Annotated in this window: 10 protein-coding genes; 3 read left to right on the top strand and 7 right to left on the bottom strand. The window is 37.4% G+C overall.

Going from position 1 to position 17,506, the window contains the following annotated elements:
* Positions 1-129 precede the first annotated feature (129 nt).
* Positions 130-1,602, bottom strand: a complete 1,473-nt coding sequence (locus tag RTW14_RS00585; protein ID WP_312647375.1) for a sodium:solute symporter family transporter — start codon at positions 1,600-1,602, stop codon at positions 130-132.
* A 293-nt stretch (positions 1,603-1,895) separates the two neighbouring features.
* Here RTW14_RS00585 and RTW14_RS00580 point away from each other — a divergent pair, with 293 nt between their 5' ends.
* Both RTW14_RS00580 and RTW14_RS00575 read left to right on the top strand, forming a co-directional pair.
* Positions 1,896-3,020 carry an acyltransferase gene (locus RTW14_RS00580; protein ID WP_312647374.1) on the top strand — a complete coding sequence of 375 codons (1,125 nt, stop codon included), beginning with the start codon at positions 1,896-1,898 and terminating at the stop codon, positions 3,018-3,020.
* Positions 3,021-3,078: 58 nt separating this feature from the next.
* A complete protein-coding gene (locus RTW14_RS00575) occupies positions 3,079-6,531 on the top strand; it encodes an S-layer homology domain-containing protein (RefSeq protein ID WP_312647373.1) in 3,453 nt (1,150 codons plus the stop codon).
* A gap of 555 nt (positions 6,532-7,086) precedes the next feature.
* On the opposite strand, the gene RTW14_RS00570 is transcribed toward RTW14_RS00575, so the two are convergent.
* From RTW14_RS00570 to RTW14_RS00545, 6 genes are all read right to left on the bottom strand, one after another.
* Positions 7,087-8,409: a ClC family H(+)/Cl(-) exchange transporter gene (locus RTW14_RS00570; RefSeq protein ID WP_312647371.1), complete on the bottom strand. Its 1,323-nt coding sequence runs from the start codon at positions 8,407-8,409 to the stop codon at positions 7,087-7,089.
* 111 nt (positions 8,410-8,520) lie between these two features.
* Positions 8,521-9,351, bottom strand: a complete 831-nt coding sequence (locus RTW14_RS00565; protein ID WP_312647369.1) for an energy-coupling factor transporter transmembrane component T family protein — start codon at positions 9,349-9,351, stop codon at positions 8,521-8,523.
* Positions 9,344-11,044 carry an ABC transporter ATP-binding protein gene (locus RTW14_RS00560; RefSeq protein ID WP_312647368.1) on the bottom strand — a complete coding sequence of 567 codons (1,701 nt, stop codon included), beginning with the start codon at positions 11,042-11,044 and terminating at the stop codon, positions 9,344-9,346. The genes RTW14_RS00565 and RTW14_RS00560 overlap by 8 nt, the downstream gene beginning before the upstream one ends.
* Entirely contained in the window at positions 11,044-11,706 is a 663-nt protein-coding gene (locus RTW14_RS00555; protein ID WP_312647367.1) for an ECF-type riboflavin transporter substrate-binding protein, read from the bottom strand. Before RTW14_RS00555 ends, RTW14_RS00560 begins: the two co-directional genes overlap by 1 nt.
* Positions 11,707-11,930: 224 nt before the next feature.
* Complete coding sequence (locus tag RTW14_RS00550) at positions 11,931-12,881, bottom strand: AEC family transporter (RefSeq protein ID WP_312647366.1); 951 nt, start codon at positions 12,879-12,881, stop codon at positions 11,931-11,933.
* An 84-nt stretch (positions 12,882-12,965) separates the two neighbouring features.
* Positions 12,966-14,480 (bottom strand): DUF1846 domain-containing protein, encoded by a 1,515-nt coding sequence (locus RTW14_RS00545; RefSeq protein ID WP_312647364.1) that lies wholly within the window; start codon positions 14,478-14,480, stop codon positions 12,966-12,968.
* 176 nt (positions 14,481-14,656) lie between these two features.
* Between RTW14_RS00545 and RTW14_RS00540 the strand changes: the two genes are divergently transcribed.
* Positions 14,657-17,356 (top strand): calcium-translocating P-type ATPase, PMCA-type, encoded by a 2,700-nt coding sequence (locus tag RTW14_RS00540; protein WP_312647362.1) that lies wholly within the window; start codon positions 14,657-14,659, stop codon positions 17,354-17,356.
* Positions 17,357-17,506 lie beyond the last annotated feature (150 nt).

Below are 17,506 nucleotides of genomic sequence, written 5' to 3'. Positions count from 1 at the left end.
TGTTCTCAATTAACAATTATGTACACTGATAAAAATATCCATAATTTAATTATATATCCTGCTTTAAGTACTGTCCACCATTAAAAAAGGGGCTACTCACTAATTTAAAGTGCAATAGCCCCAACTTAATTATTTTGTAAACTTGCTTACTACAGGCACACTTATAACAGAAACTATCATCGCTACAACTCCCATCTGGGGTGCAAGCGTCTTTGCATCTGCAAATCCTATTATACTACAATAGTACATCATAGCTCCACCTACTACTATAAGGCCGCTCAGCAGCCCTGCCCAAGCTCCGGCTTTTGTAACCTTCGTTGAATATATGCCCCAAATGAATGGTCCTATAAAGGATCCTGCCACCACTCCCCAGGAAAAGGACATCAGATTTACAATAAAAGAAATATTCATGGTTGCAAAAATAAAAGACAAGCCTATGAAGAGAACACATAAGAGTCTCATAACAATCATTTGGTGCTTGTCCTTTATTTCTGGCTTTATTTCTCCGATTAAATCCACCGATACTGCTGAGCTGGATGATAACACTACGGCTGAAAGGGTTGACATAGAAGCGGATAAAAGAAGCAGCATGATGATGCTTAATACAACCATGGAAAACACATTGGACGTAAGTGCCTCCATTAAAAGGGTTGGCATAACACCGTCAAAACCACCTGCCACATCTGGCATTCCCCCTTCAGTAGCTGGTAAAAACAGCCTTGATAGCGAGCCTGTAAAATAGGCTCCAGCACCGATAAAAAGGGCAAACAATGTTGAAACCACAGTTGCAATCTTTATACTCTTGTCATCTTTTATAGCGTAATATTTATTTATCATCTGAGGTAATCCCCATACCCCAAAACTTGTTAACATAATGTTGGTAATTAAAAAAGAAGCGCTGTCCCCGCCGGTTATATCTGTAAGCTGCAAGTCTATTGCTGATAATCTGGGAACGATCTGTGCAATTCCACCTACCTCAGGACGGTTAACCAGTATTGCGATCATAGCCACAAGTCCTACAATCATAATGATTCCTTGGACCAAATCATTAAGTGCGGTAGCAACATAGCCTCCTAAAACCAGATAAATCCCTGTTAAGACTGCTACTAGAAGCATGCAGATTGCAGGATCTGCCCCCACATAAATGGCACTGAACATGGTACCAAGTCCTTTATAAACAGAAGCTGAATACGGAATCAAAAATATAAAGATTATAACAGCTGAAAACAACTTCATTCCTTTGGAATCATATCGAGCAGCAAAAAATTCTGGCATGGTCCTTGCTTTTAATTTTCTTGTCATATTTCTGGTTCTCTTCGCCAATACTTTCCATGCCAGCCAACAGCCTAAAACAGAATTTCCGATGCCTATCCACATACTGCCTAGACCAATATTCCATCCATGCATGCCAGCATATCCAATAAAGATAACTGCTGAAAAATAAGAAGTCCCATAAGAAAAAGCTGATAACCAGGGTCCCATGCTCCTGCCTCCCAGCAGAAATCCCTCTACACTGCTTGCTTTTTTAGTGCTTATGATTCCAATGCCTAGCATAATAAAAATAAACACTACCAATGAAATCGTTGTAATGAATTGTGTCATATTAAGTTTTCCTCCTAAACTACTACCCTACGTTCCGGTCTTCCGGATTAAAATAACTTATAACTACTACTTTGCGCTAATTGCGCACTACTGCCCTTATTAAACTTACCAGTCCTTATCTGCCATAAGTTTAGGGATACAATAAACATGTTATGATATTTTGACAAATTTCGCAACATTAAAGTTTTATTTCATCTTACCGATATATATTGCGACAGATCTTATCTGATATTATAATGGTAGAAATAATAACCATTTATTGGGTTATGAATAGCATAAAAGGGGAGACTTTCATGGAGACGAAGCATTTATCAGGAAGACTGGTAAATTACGACATTTTACGTATATTAGCGGCATATCTTATAGTTATGCTGCACCTTTCTGTACAATACATCAATAAAGCTCCGGTTTCCGTAGATGAATATCTTCAATGGCAGCAGGCTGTAAAACTTGCAACAGTATCGCGAGTTGGTGTCCCAATCTTTGTCATGCTCAGTGGTGCATTTTTATTACGCCCTGACAGAGAAATTTCATTAATCACGATATTTAAAAAGTATCTTCCTAAGCTAGTTGCTATATTTGTTTTTTGGTCTTTCTTTTATTCACTGGCAGAACAAAATTTTTTTGAGGCACTGATAACTTCTGGTTTATCTGACAGTTGGGATAAAATTAACTGGAACAAATTTTGGCTATATTTTGCACAAGGACATTACCATATGTGGTATCTTTACATGCTTGCAGGACTTTATCTGATAACCCCCCTGATAAAGCACATTACAGCGCAGGCTTCTAAACCACAATTAATCTACTTTGTGGTCCTATGTGTTTTAATCACCTCTGTAACTAAGTTAAATCAAGAACTTTGGAATATTCCTCTTCTTGATATGCTTTTGGATAAACTGTCCCTTTCTTTTTTCTTGGGATATATAGGATATTACGTGGCGGGCTATCTTTTAAGTACTTACACCCCTGGCTGGCGTATTTCTACAGTTGTTTTTGTACTTGGAATATTATCCTTAAGATTTACTTATCAAGAGACTTGGGAACTAAACCCTATGTTTGGTTTTGAAGATCCAAACTTGATTTACTTTAGCAACTATTCACCAACAGTGTTTTTTATGAGTTTTGCTGTTTTTTTACTGGCAGCGAAACTAAGCTTCATAAAACCTTGGAAGCCCCTTGAGATACTTGCAGGGCATCTTCCTCAATATATGCTGGTGGTATATTTAGTTCATCCGTTTATCATACAGCAGTGCCGTGCAGCAGCGATTTTACTACCCACTGAATCCGCATGGTCTCTGCCTCAAAATGCATTTATAATTTACCTCATCAGTTTAGCGGTGAGTGTTCTTATAATGCAAATTTACCATCTTGTTTTTGGTATTCCAAAACTTGTTTTTCGCACTGGCAGGTGCTAAAATATGAATAGCAGATTATGGATACGCCATAATCGTGTATCGAAGGGGGAATTATTTTATGAAAATCGTCTTAACTAATTTGACGAAAAAATTATTTGCATGTTTTTTAGCAGTTATTATAGCCGTTCCTTTAATATCTGTTCCAACTACAGTTTATGGAGCTACTTTTAGTGACATACGTGGACATTGGGCAGAATCTTATATAAATAAGGCTGTATCTGCAGGTTTTGTAAAGGGTTATCCTGATGGGACTTTTTGTCCGGACAAATCTGTTACACGAGCAGAGTTTACCAGCATGGTAAACAAAGCGCTTGGCAATACCGGCTCTACTAGTGTAACTTTTTCAGATGTACCGTCTAATGAGTGGTATTATAATGATGTAGCAAAGGGGATTTCTGCTGCATTTGTAGGGGGCTACGATAATAATACCTTCAGACCTGACAATGCAGTCTCCAGAGAAGAAGCTGCTGCTATGGTTTCCAGATTTGTGCCAACCTACGGTACTAGCGGCAGCATCTCATCATTTAAAGATAAAGGATCTATTTCCAGCTGGGCCACGGATGCAGTTGCAAAAATATATGGAAAAGGATATATGGGGGCTTATGAAGATGGCAGATACCATCCTCAGGACTCACTTACCCGAGGAATGACTGCAAAGATTATCTGTAGTATTCTGGATAAAGAAAATATTGTTTCCTCAAGTACAACCGTAAAGGACAAAGGGACCACTTTATCTAACCGCATTTATTCAAACAATGTTACGATGCATTCTGATTTAGGTAGTGGTGAAGCAGAACTATCTAACTGTATGGTTCTTGGAACTTTATACGTGTATGGTGGTGGTGAAAATACCATTACAGTATCAAACTCCAGAGTTGCAAACGCTTATGTTGAAAAAAGTTCTTCTGCAGTAAGAGTTCTGGCAAAGGGTCAGACAACTATTAATAAAACTACTACTGGAAACACAGCCACACTTGAAACCTCCGGCTTATCTGGCGGCTTATATGGAACTGGCTTTAATAATGTGGATATAAAAGGCTCTGCTGATACTACTTTAAAGGGAAGTTTTGTTAAGGTTAATGTAACGGGTTCTTCAGCTGATGTAGATGTAGAATCTGGAGCCATTACTACCTTAAACGTAAATAGTTCGGGTAGAAGCAGTACTATCAAACTAAACAGCAAAGCAAGTATTGGCACAGCTAATGTCGATGCTGCCGCTACTTTTAATGGTTCTGGCAGTATTAACACCATGAACGTAAATTCCAGCGGTGTTACTTACGAGACAAAACCAAGATACGTTAAAATGGGTTCGGGTATTTCCTCTGCTGATTACTCTAATTATGCCATTGCAGTAAGCCCTAGAAATAATGAAAAAGATGTAAATCTTAATACAAGAATTACTCTTACATTTAATACTGCTGTTACAAAATATAATGGATCAAGTATTCGCAATTCAGATATTGCTGACCTGATTTATCTTCGAAAAGGTTCCTCTTCTGGAAGTAATGTATCTTTTTCTGGAAGTATAAGCAGCAGTGCAAAGGTTATTACACTAACACCTGACAGAGATTTATCTGACGATACCACATACTATGTTGTTATCTCAAGGAATCAATTCTTAGATACTAATAAAAAAGGAAATGATGCCCAAACGACTTATTTTTCAACAGGTAATGATTCAAACTCTGATTATGACATTGCCGTAAGTCCTAAAAATAAAGCATCAAATGTAAAGTTAGATACAACCATTACGCTTACATTTGATACCGCTGTAAAGAAATACAATGGCTCAACTATTAGAGATTCTGATATCGCTGACCTGGTTTATCTCCGAAGGAGTTCCTCCTCTGGCAGCAAAGTATCTTTTTCTGGAAGCATAAACAGCAGTAAGAAAGTTATCACGCTGACTCCTGACAAAAATTTGGATGATGATACCAAATATTATGTAGTCATAGACAAGAATGAGTTTTTAGACACGAAGGATAAAGGTAATGCTGCTCAGACTACTTACTTTACAACAGGTGATGATACGGATGGAACGCTTAAGTTTTATCCTAAATCAGGAGAAACGGACGTAAGCCGTACGATTGACCCATACATTACTTTCTCTGAGTCCATTGAGACTTATGCAGGAAAGAGCATAACTGATTCTTATGTTGAAGATAACATTATATTTAGAGAAGGAAGTTCAAGCGGAAGCAAAGTTTCCTTCTCTGGAAGTATAAATTCTTCCAAGAAGACAATTACGCTGGATCCTAAATCTACCCTTAAGGAAGGGCAGAAATATTATGTGGAGATTCCATCAAGGAAATTTAGAACGCAGTCAGATGATACCAATATCGGCTCTTATAGTGTTACATGGACTACTTCGTCACCATCAGCACCTACTGTAAGTTTTACTCCAGTCAACGGTGCGGCAAATGTTGCCTTAACCCAAAGCATTATATTGAGTTACTCTACAACCATGTATAATACTTCAGGTTATCAGCCTTCAACATCTGATATGACAAGCTATATTACTTTAAGAAATAATACTACGGGTTCAAATGTTGCCTTCACTCCAAGCATCAGTGGAAGTACTATGGTTCTTGTTCCAAAGGTGGCTCTAACTGCTGGAAATAGCTATACGGTGTCAATTCCTTCCGGCAGGTTTAGGAATAGTTCGAACATTTATTTAAATTCTTCCAGTGCAACTTTTACGGCTGCAAGGGATATTGATTTAACTTTACTTGATACTGCGATTAGTAATGCAAATAAAGCAAAGGAAGGTATTTCTATTAGCGCTAATGGTTCCGATGTTTTTGAGGGAGTACAATGGGTTACACAATCACAATTGGATACTTTGAATACTGCAATTAATAAAGCTACTACTGATAGGAACATAGTTTCTACCACTGCAGATGCTCAGGTAGCGGCAAATACTTTGAATGCTGCTGTAACTTCATTTACAAATGGTAAAAAATCTGGTACTAAATTTAGAATAGATATTTCAGCTTTAACTAACGCTGTAAAAGATGCCGATGCTTTAGCTAGAAGTGTGAGAATAAGTGTGGATGGTTTTGATGTCTCTCCATCAGAAAAATGGGCTACTCAACTGGCAGTAAACGACTTAAATAGCGCAATATCTAAAGCCAACGAAAACATAAATTCCATTTCAACTGCAAGTGAGGTATCAGCAAGAATAAGTGCTTTAAGTACAGCAACAACAGCCTTCAAAACGGATAAAGGTCATATGGCTGATAAGTCTAAACTTAAATCGTCAATAGCTGCTGCTAACTCTGAGCTTGCCGGCATACGCATAAGTGACTCCGCTGAGAAAGTACCTAGTGGAGACACCTGGGTAACAATTGATGAATATAATACGTTTACCGGAGTTCTCGCTGCTGCAGTATATATTAATGATAAAAAAAGAGAGGCAACTCAGGAGGAAGTCGATGGCAGTGAGAGTGCTCTTAATGAGGCTAAAGGAGTTTTTATAAAAGCGAAAGAAAAAAAAGGAACTATGCAATAACCAAAAGGTATACGCAAAAGTAACTCTAAGGCGGAAGTACCTATGGGTGCACCTTGGGTGACTCTATGTAAATCTGAAGCAAAGATATAAATTTCAAAAAAGGAGAGGTTCTTTAAAATGAACCTTTCCTTTTTAATTTTGGCTCTTGCTTCCAGCTTTTGTCGCTCTAATTTACGAGTTCTTGCCATAAAAACTAGGTTTATCACCTTATTAGGGCAAGAACTCTATTTTTTGCTAATAAAAATTGCACTAATTATACGATTGTTAGTACATTTAGTGCAATTTTAGTTTTATATTTATAAAGTTTGGGCTCCAATATCCTATATTTAGTAATTTGGGCCTCTTTTTTTGCCCTAAAATTTCTTTTCTTCCATAGTTTATGGTAATTATCTCAAAGTCGCGGGTTGTAGGATTATAGCTCGCAATTCATAGGACTAAAACTCCCAAATTACAGGATTAGAAATCTTACAAGCTCACATCCACTTTATCAACTCTAATCTGCAAGCAAACTATACTTAACTTAAATCTGATATCAGAACGGAGTCCAATTTTCATTTATGCTGCTTTTTCCTGTCGTTTCATTTCATTCATAATTCGCTGCAAAAGCTGGTCATATACTGGCTTTGCCTTTAAGATATCTGCTGCAAAATAGGCCGCTAAGGAAACCAAAGATAATGCCAATAAATGGGATAGTGTTCCTGTCATTTCACTAATCAGTATGATTCCAGTTATAGGTGCACGTACTATAGCAGAAAAGTAACCTGCCATCCCCACAATCACAAATGTTTCTAAATAAGCATTGCCAAATCCAAGTCCAACCCCAGAGATTTGCCCGAATATACTGCCTAAAATTGCTCCAAATACCAGCAGTGGCATAAATATTCCGCCAGGAGCGCCAGAACCGAAACAGAACATAAAAAATATAAACCATACTATAAACAGAATAAACATTGCGCTGATTAGAAACTTTCCTGTACTTACGGCCTCTACTAAATTACTGCCAGAACCGATAGCATTAGGATATATGAATCCAAGAACAAATAACATTACAAAGGGTATCATTATCCTAAAAGGTCTAATAAAAGGCTTTTTATACAGTTTTTGAAACATATCCAAGCATTTATTGAATAAGGCCCCCAATGCACCTAATACAACCCCAAGAATCATGATTAACCAATAGTACTTAAGTGGCATTGTCTGCCCAACTTTCAATGTAAAAATGGGTTTTAGACCAAAGATATAACTAGCCATGAAATCTGCGGTAATAGTTGAAGCCATGGCTGTCAGTAAGGTTTTCTCTGAGAAGGATCTATTCATCTCTTCCAGACAAAATACCGCTCCTGCAATTGGCGCATTAAAAGCTGCGGTTAGACCCGCTCCCGCACCACAGGTCATTAAAAAGTGTTCTTCGGGCCTACCTCTCTTAGTTATGCGTGCAAACCCTTTTCCAACCATACTTCCAAGCAAAACACTGGGACCTTCTCTCCCTAAGCTCAAGCCGCTGCCTAATGCCAATATACAGCCTGTAAATTTACAAAGAAGCACTTTCCACCATTTTAAAGATAGTTGGCCCTTTACATCAGCTTTTGCCTGTGGGATACCACTTCCTGCGATCATTGGTTCTATTTTTAATAAAAACGAAATAGCAAGTGCTATAAAAAATAAAATTAATAACCAAGCCATAGCAAATAGAACACTTTTACGGGCATAGTTAAGAATTTGCTCTGTAATGCCCCACATCCCCTGTACACTCAGCCGAAATAAAACAATCAGTATTCCTGTTAACGCTCCTACTATAGCTCCTTTTAGCATTAAAGAGTATTTAAATGTCTTAAACTTCCCTACTGTTTTAATTGTTTTATGTACTAAAAAATGCATGTCACTACCTCGATAATTCAAAATTATAGGCCTTTTTGAAACTTCATCTTGTAACATAGATTACAAAGTTCCAAAAAAGCCTGTGTTAGTTAATAAATATTAATATATCGCCTAAAATGGATACCAGAAAATGGCACCAATGCTCGCCTTTATGCTTATACCTGCCAATAATACGGCAATAGACAAAGCGGCAAAGATAAAGTCAACTACTGAAAGTGGTTCTCTATGATACCAGGTCCTTTTTTTACTTTTTCCAAATCCTCTCAAGTCCATGGCATTGGAAACTGCTTCGATTCTGCTTAAGGAAGACATGAGCAGAGGAATCATAACCGTTCCATAGTTTTTTAGCCGAGTAAATGCACTGGCATCACCCTTCTGAAAAGCAACACCTCTTGCTTCTTGTGCATGAATAATATGCTCCACCTCAGCCTTAACGTCTGGTATATAACGAAATGCAATACTAACCGCATATGACACTTTATAGGAAATGCCTAGTCTGTTAATACTCCCCGCGAAATGACTTGGGTGTGTAGTAAAAATAAATAAAATAGTTATTGGCAAAATCGAAATATATTTTAATGTCAAAGTCAGACAGTAAAAAAGGGTTTCGAAAGTCACTGTATACACTCCAAACAAAGTAAACAATTCCGTATAGGTTCCTGTAAGCTTTGAACCATATGACGGCGTAACGGCCACCAAAAATGCTGAATTAAATATAGTAAATACTATAATAAACACAAAAAACGGCCAAATAGCTTTGTTGGGAAGCTTAGAAATCTTAAGCATAACAAGTCCTAACACTATAATTGCTGCAAATACGCGAATGTCCATAAATGCAAATACAAAAGCCGTCCAGCCAACTAGCATTAATAGCTTAATGCTTCCATCCAACCGGTGAAATACAGAGTCTCTTTCAATATATAAGGATCCACTTTTAGTCATGCGCTTCACCTCCAGTAATTCTACGTGTAAAGTAAGCAATAAAGCCGCTTAAATCATCCACATCATAAAGCTTTCCCATGCTTTCAATAGAGGTATGCTTTAAATTGGCACGTTCTATCAATTCACTGTCCGATAAGATTTTATCCATGGTATCCTGTGCGATCACTGTACCTTGTGAAAGTACCACACCCCTGTCCGCATATTCCAGCGCCAGATGCATATCATGGGTAATAAGAATGACAGCTGTCCCATTTTCTCTAATCTTTGATAGATAGGTCATAAATTCCCTATAGCTTGTGTAATCCTGCCCTGCTGTAGGCTCATCTAAAATAATTACTTTTGGCCCCATAGCCAAAATAGAGGCTATAGTCAGACGTTTTCTCTGTCCATAGCTTAGTGAGGACGTTGGCCAGTTTCTATAGGCATAAAGCCCACAGACTCTCAAAGCGTTTTCCGTTTTTTCCTTTACTTCTTCTTCCTTTATCCCAAAATTTCTAGGTCCAAATGCTACCTCATCAAAAATCATATCCTTAGTAATCATATGATTCGGATTCTGCATAACAAATCCGATGGCCCCTGCACGCTTTCTTGCAGACCATTTATCAATGCATTCTCCCACGTAATGCATTGAACCCTCTTGATACTTGGCAATACCAGAAATAGTTTTAAGTAATGTGGATTTACCTGCCCCATTATTTCCAACAATAGCAAGCATTTCCCCCTTCTTCACGTCAAATGTTATATCTTTAATGGTATAGGGATCTTCTTTGTAATATTTATAACAGATACCTTCTAACCTCAGTAATTCTTCTTGGTATTTTTCCTGTTTTTCAAAAGTATCTGACATATATTTACTTACTACCTGTTCCTTAAACTTTAATGTATTTTCAAGGTTAGATATTTTATCTTCTGCTTTTAATTCAACCCCACACATCTTTAACATTTCTACATATAGTGGCTGTCGCAGTCCCATTTTGGGTAAATGTCCATCTGCCAGCAGTTCATCCGGTGTACCGTTAAATTCAATCTTTCCTGCGTCTATTACGATTACACGATCAAAATTATGCTCAAGGACATCCTCTATTCGATGCTCGATTACAATTATGGTTTTGCCTTGTTTTTCATGAAGCAGATTAATAGTCTCCATAGCCTTTTTCCCACTGGCTGGGTCCAAGTTTGCCAAAGGTTCATCAAATAGTAAAATAGGCGCCTTCATTGCAAGTATTCCTGCTATGGCCACTTTCTGTTTCTGCCCGCCTGAAAGGCTTTGTGGTGTAACATTCTTTTGCTTAAGCATGTCAACCTGCTCTAGTGCCATATCTACTAAGTCTCTCATTTTTTCTGTTGGAACGCAGTCATTTTCAAATGCAAATGCTACATCTTCTCCTGCCGATAGCCCTACAAACTGACAATCCTGGTCTTGCAGTATGGTTCCCACATGACTCCCCATCTGAAACAAGGAACACTCTGACGGCACTTTTCCATTCACAAGAATTTCTCCTGTTATGTCACCTTTGTAATTAAATGGAATAAGCCCATTGATACAATGGGCTATAGTTGATTTACCGCTTCCGCTTTTTCCTGTTATTAAAACTTTTTCACCCTGCTGGATTTCAAAGTCTATGTTAGTTAAAGTGTTTTCATTTAAATTGGTATATTTAAACGAAAAATTTTTAAAAGAAATAATGCTCATTATTCTTCTTCCTTTACAAGTCCTTTACTCTTTGATTTACTTTTTGCTATTAGTGCTACTGCTGGAATACCGATAACAAATATTACTACAAGGTTACAAATATTTGCTAATGTAATTTGTATAAATAACTTTTGGGCTGGTTCACCGTATAGGTAAACATCTCCAAAGTATGCCAAAATACTTCCTACGACCATGCCGACAGCGGACCATATGTACATACTAAGCATATTTAATTTGCTACAGCTTCCACTAAGTGGGTCAAACTTTTTATCCAATTGAACGAATCCCGCAAAGAAACCTAGCATCGCTGACATGAATACCCAGCTCCACCATACGCTCCCATAAAAGAATGCATCGTGTAAAGCATGCCCTAAGAATCCAACAAGGAAACCTGCTGTTGGACCAAAAAAAGCTCCAAAAATGGAAATCACAGCAATAGCTAATCTGAATCCTGTATTTGGTCCTACTGGAATTTCAATAAATGAAAGTGCTGCATAAAGAGCTGCCCCAATACCAATTGCTACTACTGTTTTAGTGTTCATTGGCTTTCCAAATTTCTTACCAAAGATAAAAATAATTACACAAAGTACAACTGCAATTGCAAGTGCAACCATACCCTGCATTGTAGCGAATGAACTAAATAATCCTTTAATTCCTGACATGTTAAATCCCTCCTAAATTAAAATTCACTTTTCAATCAGACCTTTATCTGATATTAATTATTATCACGATACTAATTGGCATAATTCCAACTAAGTATACCATTTGTAGTATTCAAATTCCAGTAAATTTGTTGTTATTTGCCAAGTTCCACCTACTGCTATTTCCCAAAATCATTGACTTTGAAACAGCCAAAAGAGTGCATGCCTTCGAAGAAGCCTATTGGTTAATTGGTAATAAACATATTTATCAACTGAATTGCCAATGGAATGGTTACTGCAGAAAATACAGTGCTTAAAAACAAAATTTCACTACCAAGTCTGGAGTCCTGCTGCTCCTGCTCTGCAAGCATTGGTACTGTTGCTGCCGTTGGGAAGCAGGAACCTAATATACAAGTAATCTTTATTAGATTGTTAACTGGCATAAACACCATAATGCCATAAGTTATTAAGGGCAGCCAGATTAATTTCATCAGACTGCATTCAACAATCCTCTTATCTTTTATAATCTCAATAAAATTACTTTTGGCAAGGGAGGTTCCAATATAAATCATAGCCATTGGTGTGGCTACATTTCCTATATATAAAAAGTAATCGTTCAGTGGAGTGGGTAGTTTTATACCTGAGCCACATAATACTAAGCCCACAATCAATGCCAGTATGTTTGGATTCATAATTAGTTTAGCTACTGCTTTAACCATTCCGCCTATGGTAATTCCCTGTTTTTCTTCTTTATTTCTTTTCAGCATACTGATACCCAAAGTAAAGAAATATAAGTTTAAAGCTGAGTTATGCGCAAGCATAAATAGAAGCCCCATATCTCCAAAGAAAAGCAGTGCTACAGGAAACCCCATAAAACCGTCATTTGGGCTTGCCATAGAAAATTCTGCTACGTTAGCATTCTCTCTAGGAAACTTCCTTGCTTTTCCATACAAATACGATATTCCATATCCTAAATACAGCAATAATGTGGATAAAACCAATGTTATAATGAAGTTGGCAAAAGTACTTTTCTCCATTTCTAAAGCACTGATTTTTTGTACCACCAGACATGGATAAGCAAAATAAACTATAAATTTATTTATAGCATGAGTTGAATTACTGTCAAACACTTTTTTCTTTGCTAATATATATCCTGTTGCCATTAATGCAAACAATACTAAAAACCGTCCGTACATGAAGCTCACGCTCCTCCTTTGATGTTACAATTAAGGGCTGTCCAAAGACAGCCCCCTAAGTATCTATATTCAATATATCAAATTCTAGCCAAAATACAAGTTAGTTGTTACATATTCAGGGTCACAAGTCACATCAAGCCCCAGAGAGTTTAGTAACTGCTCATCCTTATCACTTAAAATAGCGGTACAGTGTGCCTTACATCCCTGTAATAAAAGGAGCTTGTCTGTAGCAATTTCTGCCGGTGGATTGGTTGTAGCTGAAATAGTCAATGCACTTAAAATTTCTTCACAGTTTAAGCTAGATCTATCCTGATTTAAAATATCTTTTCTGAGGTGCTGAATGGATTCCAGTGCAGTATGCGAAATAAGCGGCATATCATCTGCAATACCAGCCAAGCACTTAATTGCATTTAAAACTGCTGCTGCTGCTGCAACCATTCTGCGTGAACTCCTGCCTGTTATAAAACTGCCATCTGGCATTTCTATAGCCATAACAACAACATTCTCATATCTTGGATCACAATTACGCTTAAGTTCAGCATAGTCTCTGGCAGGCTGAACTACAGCTCTATCAGAAGGCTTGACCCCAAGCTCGTCCATCAACAGCTTGCATCTTTCCAAGGCACCTTCGTCAATTTTGCCTTTCTTATAGTTACATTCTGCAATAAAGTATCTTCTGATAATTTCCTGTTTCGCCGCTTCCTTACAGACTTCATCGTCTGTAATTCCGAATCCGGCTCTATTTACACCCATGTCTGTAGGTGATTGATATTCAGACTCTTCGCCTGTTATTTTCTCTATTATTCTCTTAACCACTGGAAATACTTCCAAATCTCTGTTATAGTTTACGGCCTTTTCCCCATAAGCTTCTAAATGAAATGAATCAATCATATTTACATCCTTAAGATCTGCTGTCGCTGCTTCATATGCAACATTAACTGGGTGTTTTAATGGTAAGCTCCAAATTGGGAAAGTCTCAAATTTCGCATATCTTACTTTTGCTCCACGTCTGTTGTCATGATAAAGCTGTGAAAGACAAGTTGCAAGTTTTCCGCTGCCACCACCCGGCCCTGTAACTACCACCAACGGCCTCGTTACTTCAATATACGGATTGGCACCATATCCCTCTTCACTTACAATTACTTCTACATCAGTAGGATATCCTTTTGTAAATTTATGTTTATATGTCTTTATTCCTCTGCGGTTAAGTTTATTAATAAACATGTCTACCGCTGGTTGCTCTTCATATCTTGTTACCACTACACTGTTAATAGATAAATCGTATTTTCTAAAAGTATCTATTAAACGGAGGACCTCTAAATCATACGTTATACCAAAATCCTGTCGTGTTTTATTGGTTGTAATGTCCCCTGCATAAATACATATAATTATTTCTGCGTGGTCTTTCATTTTTTCTAATAATTTTATTTTTGCATTTTCATCAAATCCAGGCAAAACTCTCATGGCGTGCTTGTCGTGAACTAGCTTTCCACCAAATTCAAGATACAATCTTTCACTTTTTTCAGCATTAATTCTCTCTAGAATGTGCTGTGATTGTTCCTCAATATACTTCTCTGCGCTAAATCCTATTTTGTTCATAGTCCTCACCTCTTTCTAACTTTCTTATTTTTAAACAACAGCAATTATTATAACATGCACTAATATAATTTAAAACTGCTAATTTAATTAATTTTGTTTTTTTATAGTGTAATTCAATCCTTTGTAATATTTTATAGCTTGTCTGAATAATCTTAATTGGGAGGTGAATTTATACTATGTTTAATACAGGCAATGTAACACCAGACTCTTTTATTGGACTGACTGCCGAAGAGGTCGCCTTATCAAAGGACAAACATGGAGATAATCAATTAGGAGAACGAAAGAAAAATCAGTTTATGAAACAATTTATCCAAAGTTTTAATGACCCAATCATCAAAATCCTATTAATAGCATTAGCCATTAATATAGTTTTACTTATACATAACTTTAACTGGTACGAATCCGCAGGTATTGTCGCTGCAATTTTTTTAGCAACCTTTGTTTCTACCTTGTCTGAATATGGCAGTGAATCTGCTTTTGAAAAGTTACAGGAGGATGCTGACATTACTTTCTGTAGAGTAAAACGTGCATCAGGCCTGCTAGAACTGCCTATAAAGGACATTGTTGTTGGGGACTATGTATTATTACAAGCTGGAGAAAAAATTCCCGCTGATGGTCTGATTGTGGCTGGTGAGATAAATGTGGATCAATCCGCTTTGAACGGAGAATCTAAGGAAGCCCTAAAAATTCCTCGTGGAAGTGCTTTGCCCTCTTCAGGGCATTCATCTACAGATTTTTTACAGCCAAATAAACTTTTCCGAGGCAGCATCGTATGTTCTGGAGAAGCTGCTATGCAGGTAACTCAGGTTGGCGTATCTACTTTCTACGGACATATTGCCCGTGAAGTGCAGGAAGAGACAAGAGACAGCCCACTTAAACACCGTCTCAGGAATCTTGCTGAAACAATAAGTACTTTTGGCTATGTAGCTGCTGTCATGGTTGCTTTAGCCGATTTGTTTAACTCCTTAGTAATGGATCAAGGCTACGACTTAATGAAAACCTTGGCAGTCATACAAACGCCCTCGATTATAGTTGCAGACCTTCTACATGCATTGACCCTTGCCATTACCGTAATTGTTGTAGCTGTTCCAGAGGGACTTCCCATGATGATTACTGTGGTATTGTCTTCTAATATGAACAGAATGCTGAAAGATAATGTTTTAGTCAGAAAATTAGTGGGTATTGAAACCTCTGGTAGCTTAAATATATTATTTTCTGATAAAACTGGAACGATTACTAAAGGTAAATTAGAAGTAGTATCTTTCGTCAGCGGTGATAATGTCGAATACAATCACATGCAAATTGTAAATAAAAGTGAGCTTTATAGTCTGCTGGAGCTTACTGCCGTTTACAATACCACTGCCTCTTTGACCTTAAAGGGCAGTCACAAAACTGCCATTGGCGGCAATACCACAGAAAGAGCATTATTGGACTTTACGATGAATCATTCTGTCATAAACCCTAGAAATATTAAGGTAGTTTCAAAAGTCCCTTTTAACAGCACAAATAAATTTTCAGCAGTTAGTGTAACAAATAAAGAGATTCCTCTCACCTTAATCAAAGGGGCTCCCGAAAAAATTCTTTCTAAGTGCACTGGTTATTATGATGAATATGGTAAGATTCAATCCTTGACGAGTTTATCCTCTTTAAATAAAACTCTAAATAAGATGTCTTCAAGAGCTGTAAGACTATTAGCTGTTGCCACCAGTAATGAAATGGTTACTCCCATGGGGGATTTCAATAGTTTAACTTTAGTGGGCATCCTAGGAATAAGGGATGAAATCAGGCCTGAAGCTGTCAGTGCCATAAGGCAGGTGACACAGGCAGGTATACAGGTGGTTATGATAACTGGTGACAATAAAGAAACGGCTGCTGCCATAGCAAAAGAGGTTCATTTAATTAAAGAAGGCGAAACTTCTGCAGTTATTACAAGTAGTGAATTATCTACCTTAAACGACCAAATGCTTAAACAAGCTCTGCCTCATCTTCGGGTAGTCGCACGTGCTCTTCCTTCCGATAAAAGCAGATTAATTAAACTTTCGCAAGAAATGGGATTAGTTGCAGGAATGACAGGAGATGGGGTAAATGATGCTCCTGCTTTAAAGAAGGCAGATGTGGGATTTTCTATGGGCAGCGGCACTGAAATAGCAAAAGAAGCCAGCGATATTGTAATCCTGGATGATAACTTTCAATCCATCGCCAAAGCAATTTTATATGGCCGAACAATCTTTAAAAGTATTCGAAAATTTATTGTTTTTCAGCTTACTGTAAATTTATGTGCAGTTATAGTCTCCAGTATTGGTCCTTTTTTAGGAGTAGATACCCCTGTAACCGTCATCCAAATGCTCTGGATTAATATGGTTATGGATACACTGGCAGGACTTGCTTTTTCTGGAGAAATCCCTCTTGAAGAATATATGAAAGAACGTCCAAAACGCAGAGATGAAGTCATCATTAATAAGTATATGTGGAACCAAATCCTTTTCACAGGAGCATATACCGCATCTTTGTGCCTGCTATTTTTACAGCTTCCTATATTCCATCAGCTATTTAGGGGGAATGAAGGAACAAACTATTTCATGACTGCCTTTTTTAGTCTGTTTATCTTTGCAAGTATATTTAACAGTTTTAATGCAAGAACTTACAGACTTAACTTGCTTGCACACTTAAAAGGAAATAAGTCCTTTATAGTCATTATTTCTTTAATTTGTATTGTTCAGCTATTACTCATTTACTTTGGAGGTTCTGTCTTCCGCACAACCGGCCTAACCTTCTTTGAACTGCAAATGGTAATTCTGCTTGCATTTACAGTTGTTCCTGTGGATATTCTCCGAAAGGTAATTATACGCATGAACGGAAGAAAAGGCTACTTGTAATCCCGTATTTTAAGGCGAAACCTTTAGACTTTTAAAGGTCTCGCCATTTTCATTGCGCCATCAAAGCTAAAAACGGCCAATTAGTATAAAAAGACTGCCCAAAACAAATTAGCGTATGCATACAAACTAACTTATTTTGAAACAGTCTCT

The organism is Aminipila sp. (genome assembly GCF_032051575.1).
GTDB lineage: Bacteria > Bacillota > Clostridia > Peptostreptococcales > Anaerovoracaceae > Aminipila.
Note: the sequence above shows the minus strand (reverse complement) of the source record. Positions and strands in the feature narration are given on the sequence as shown.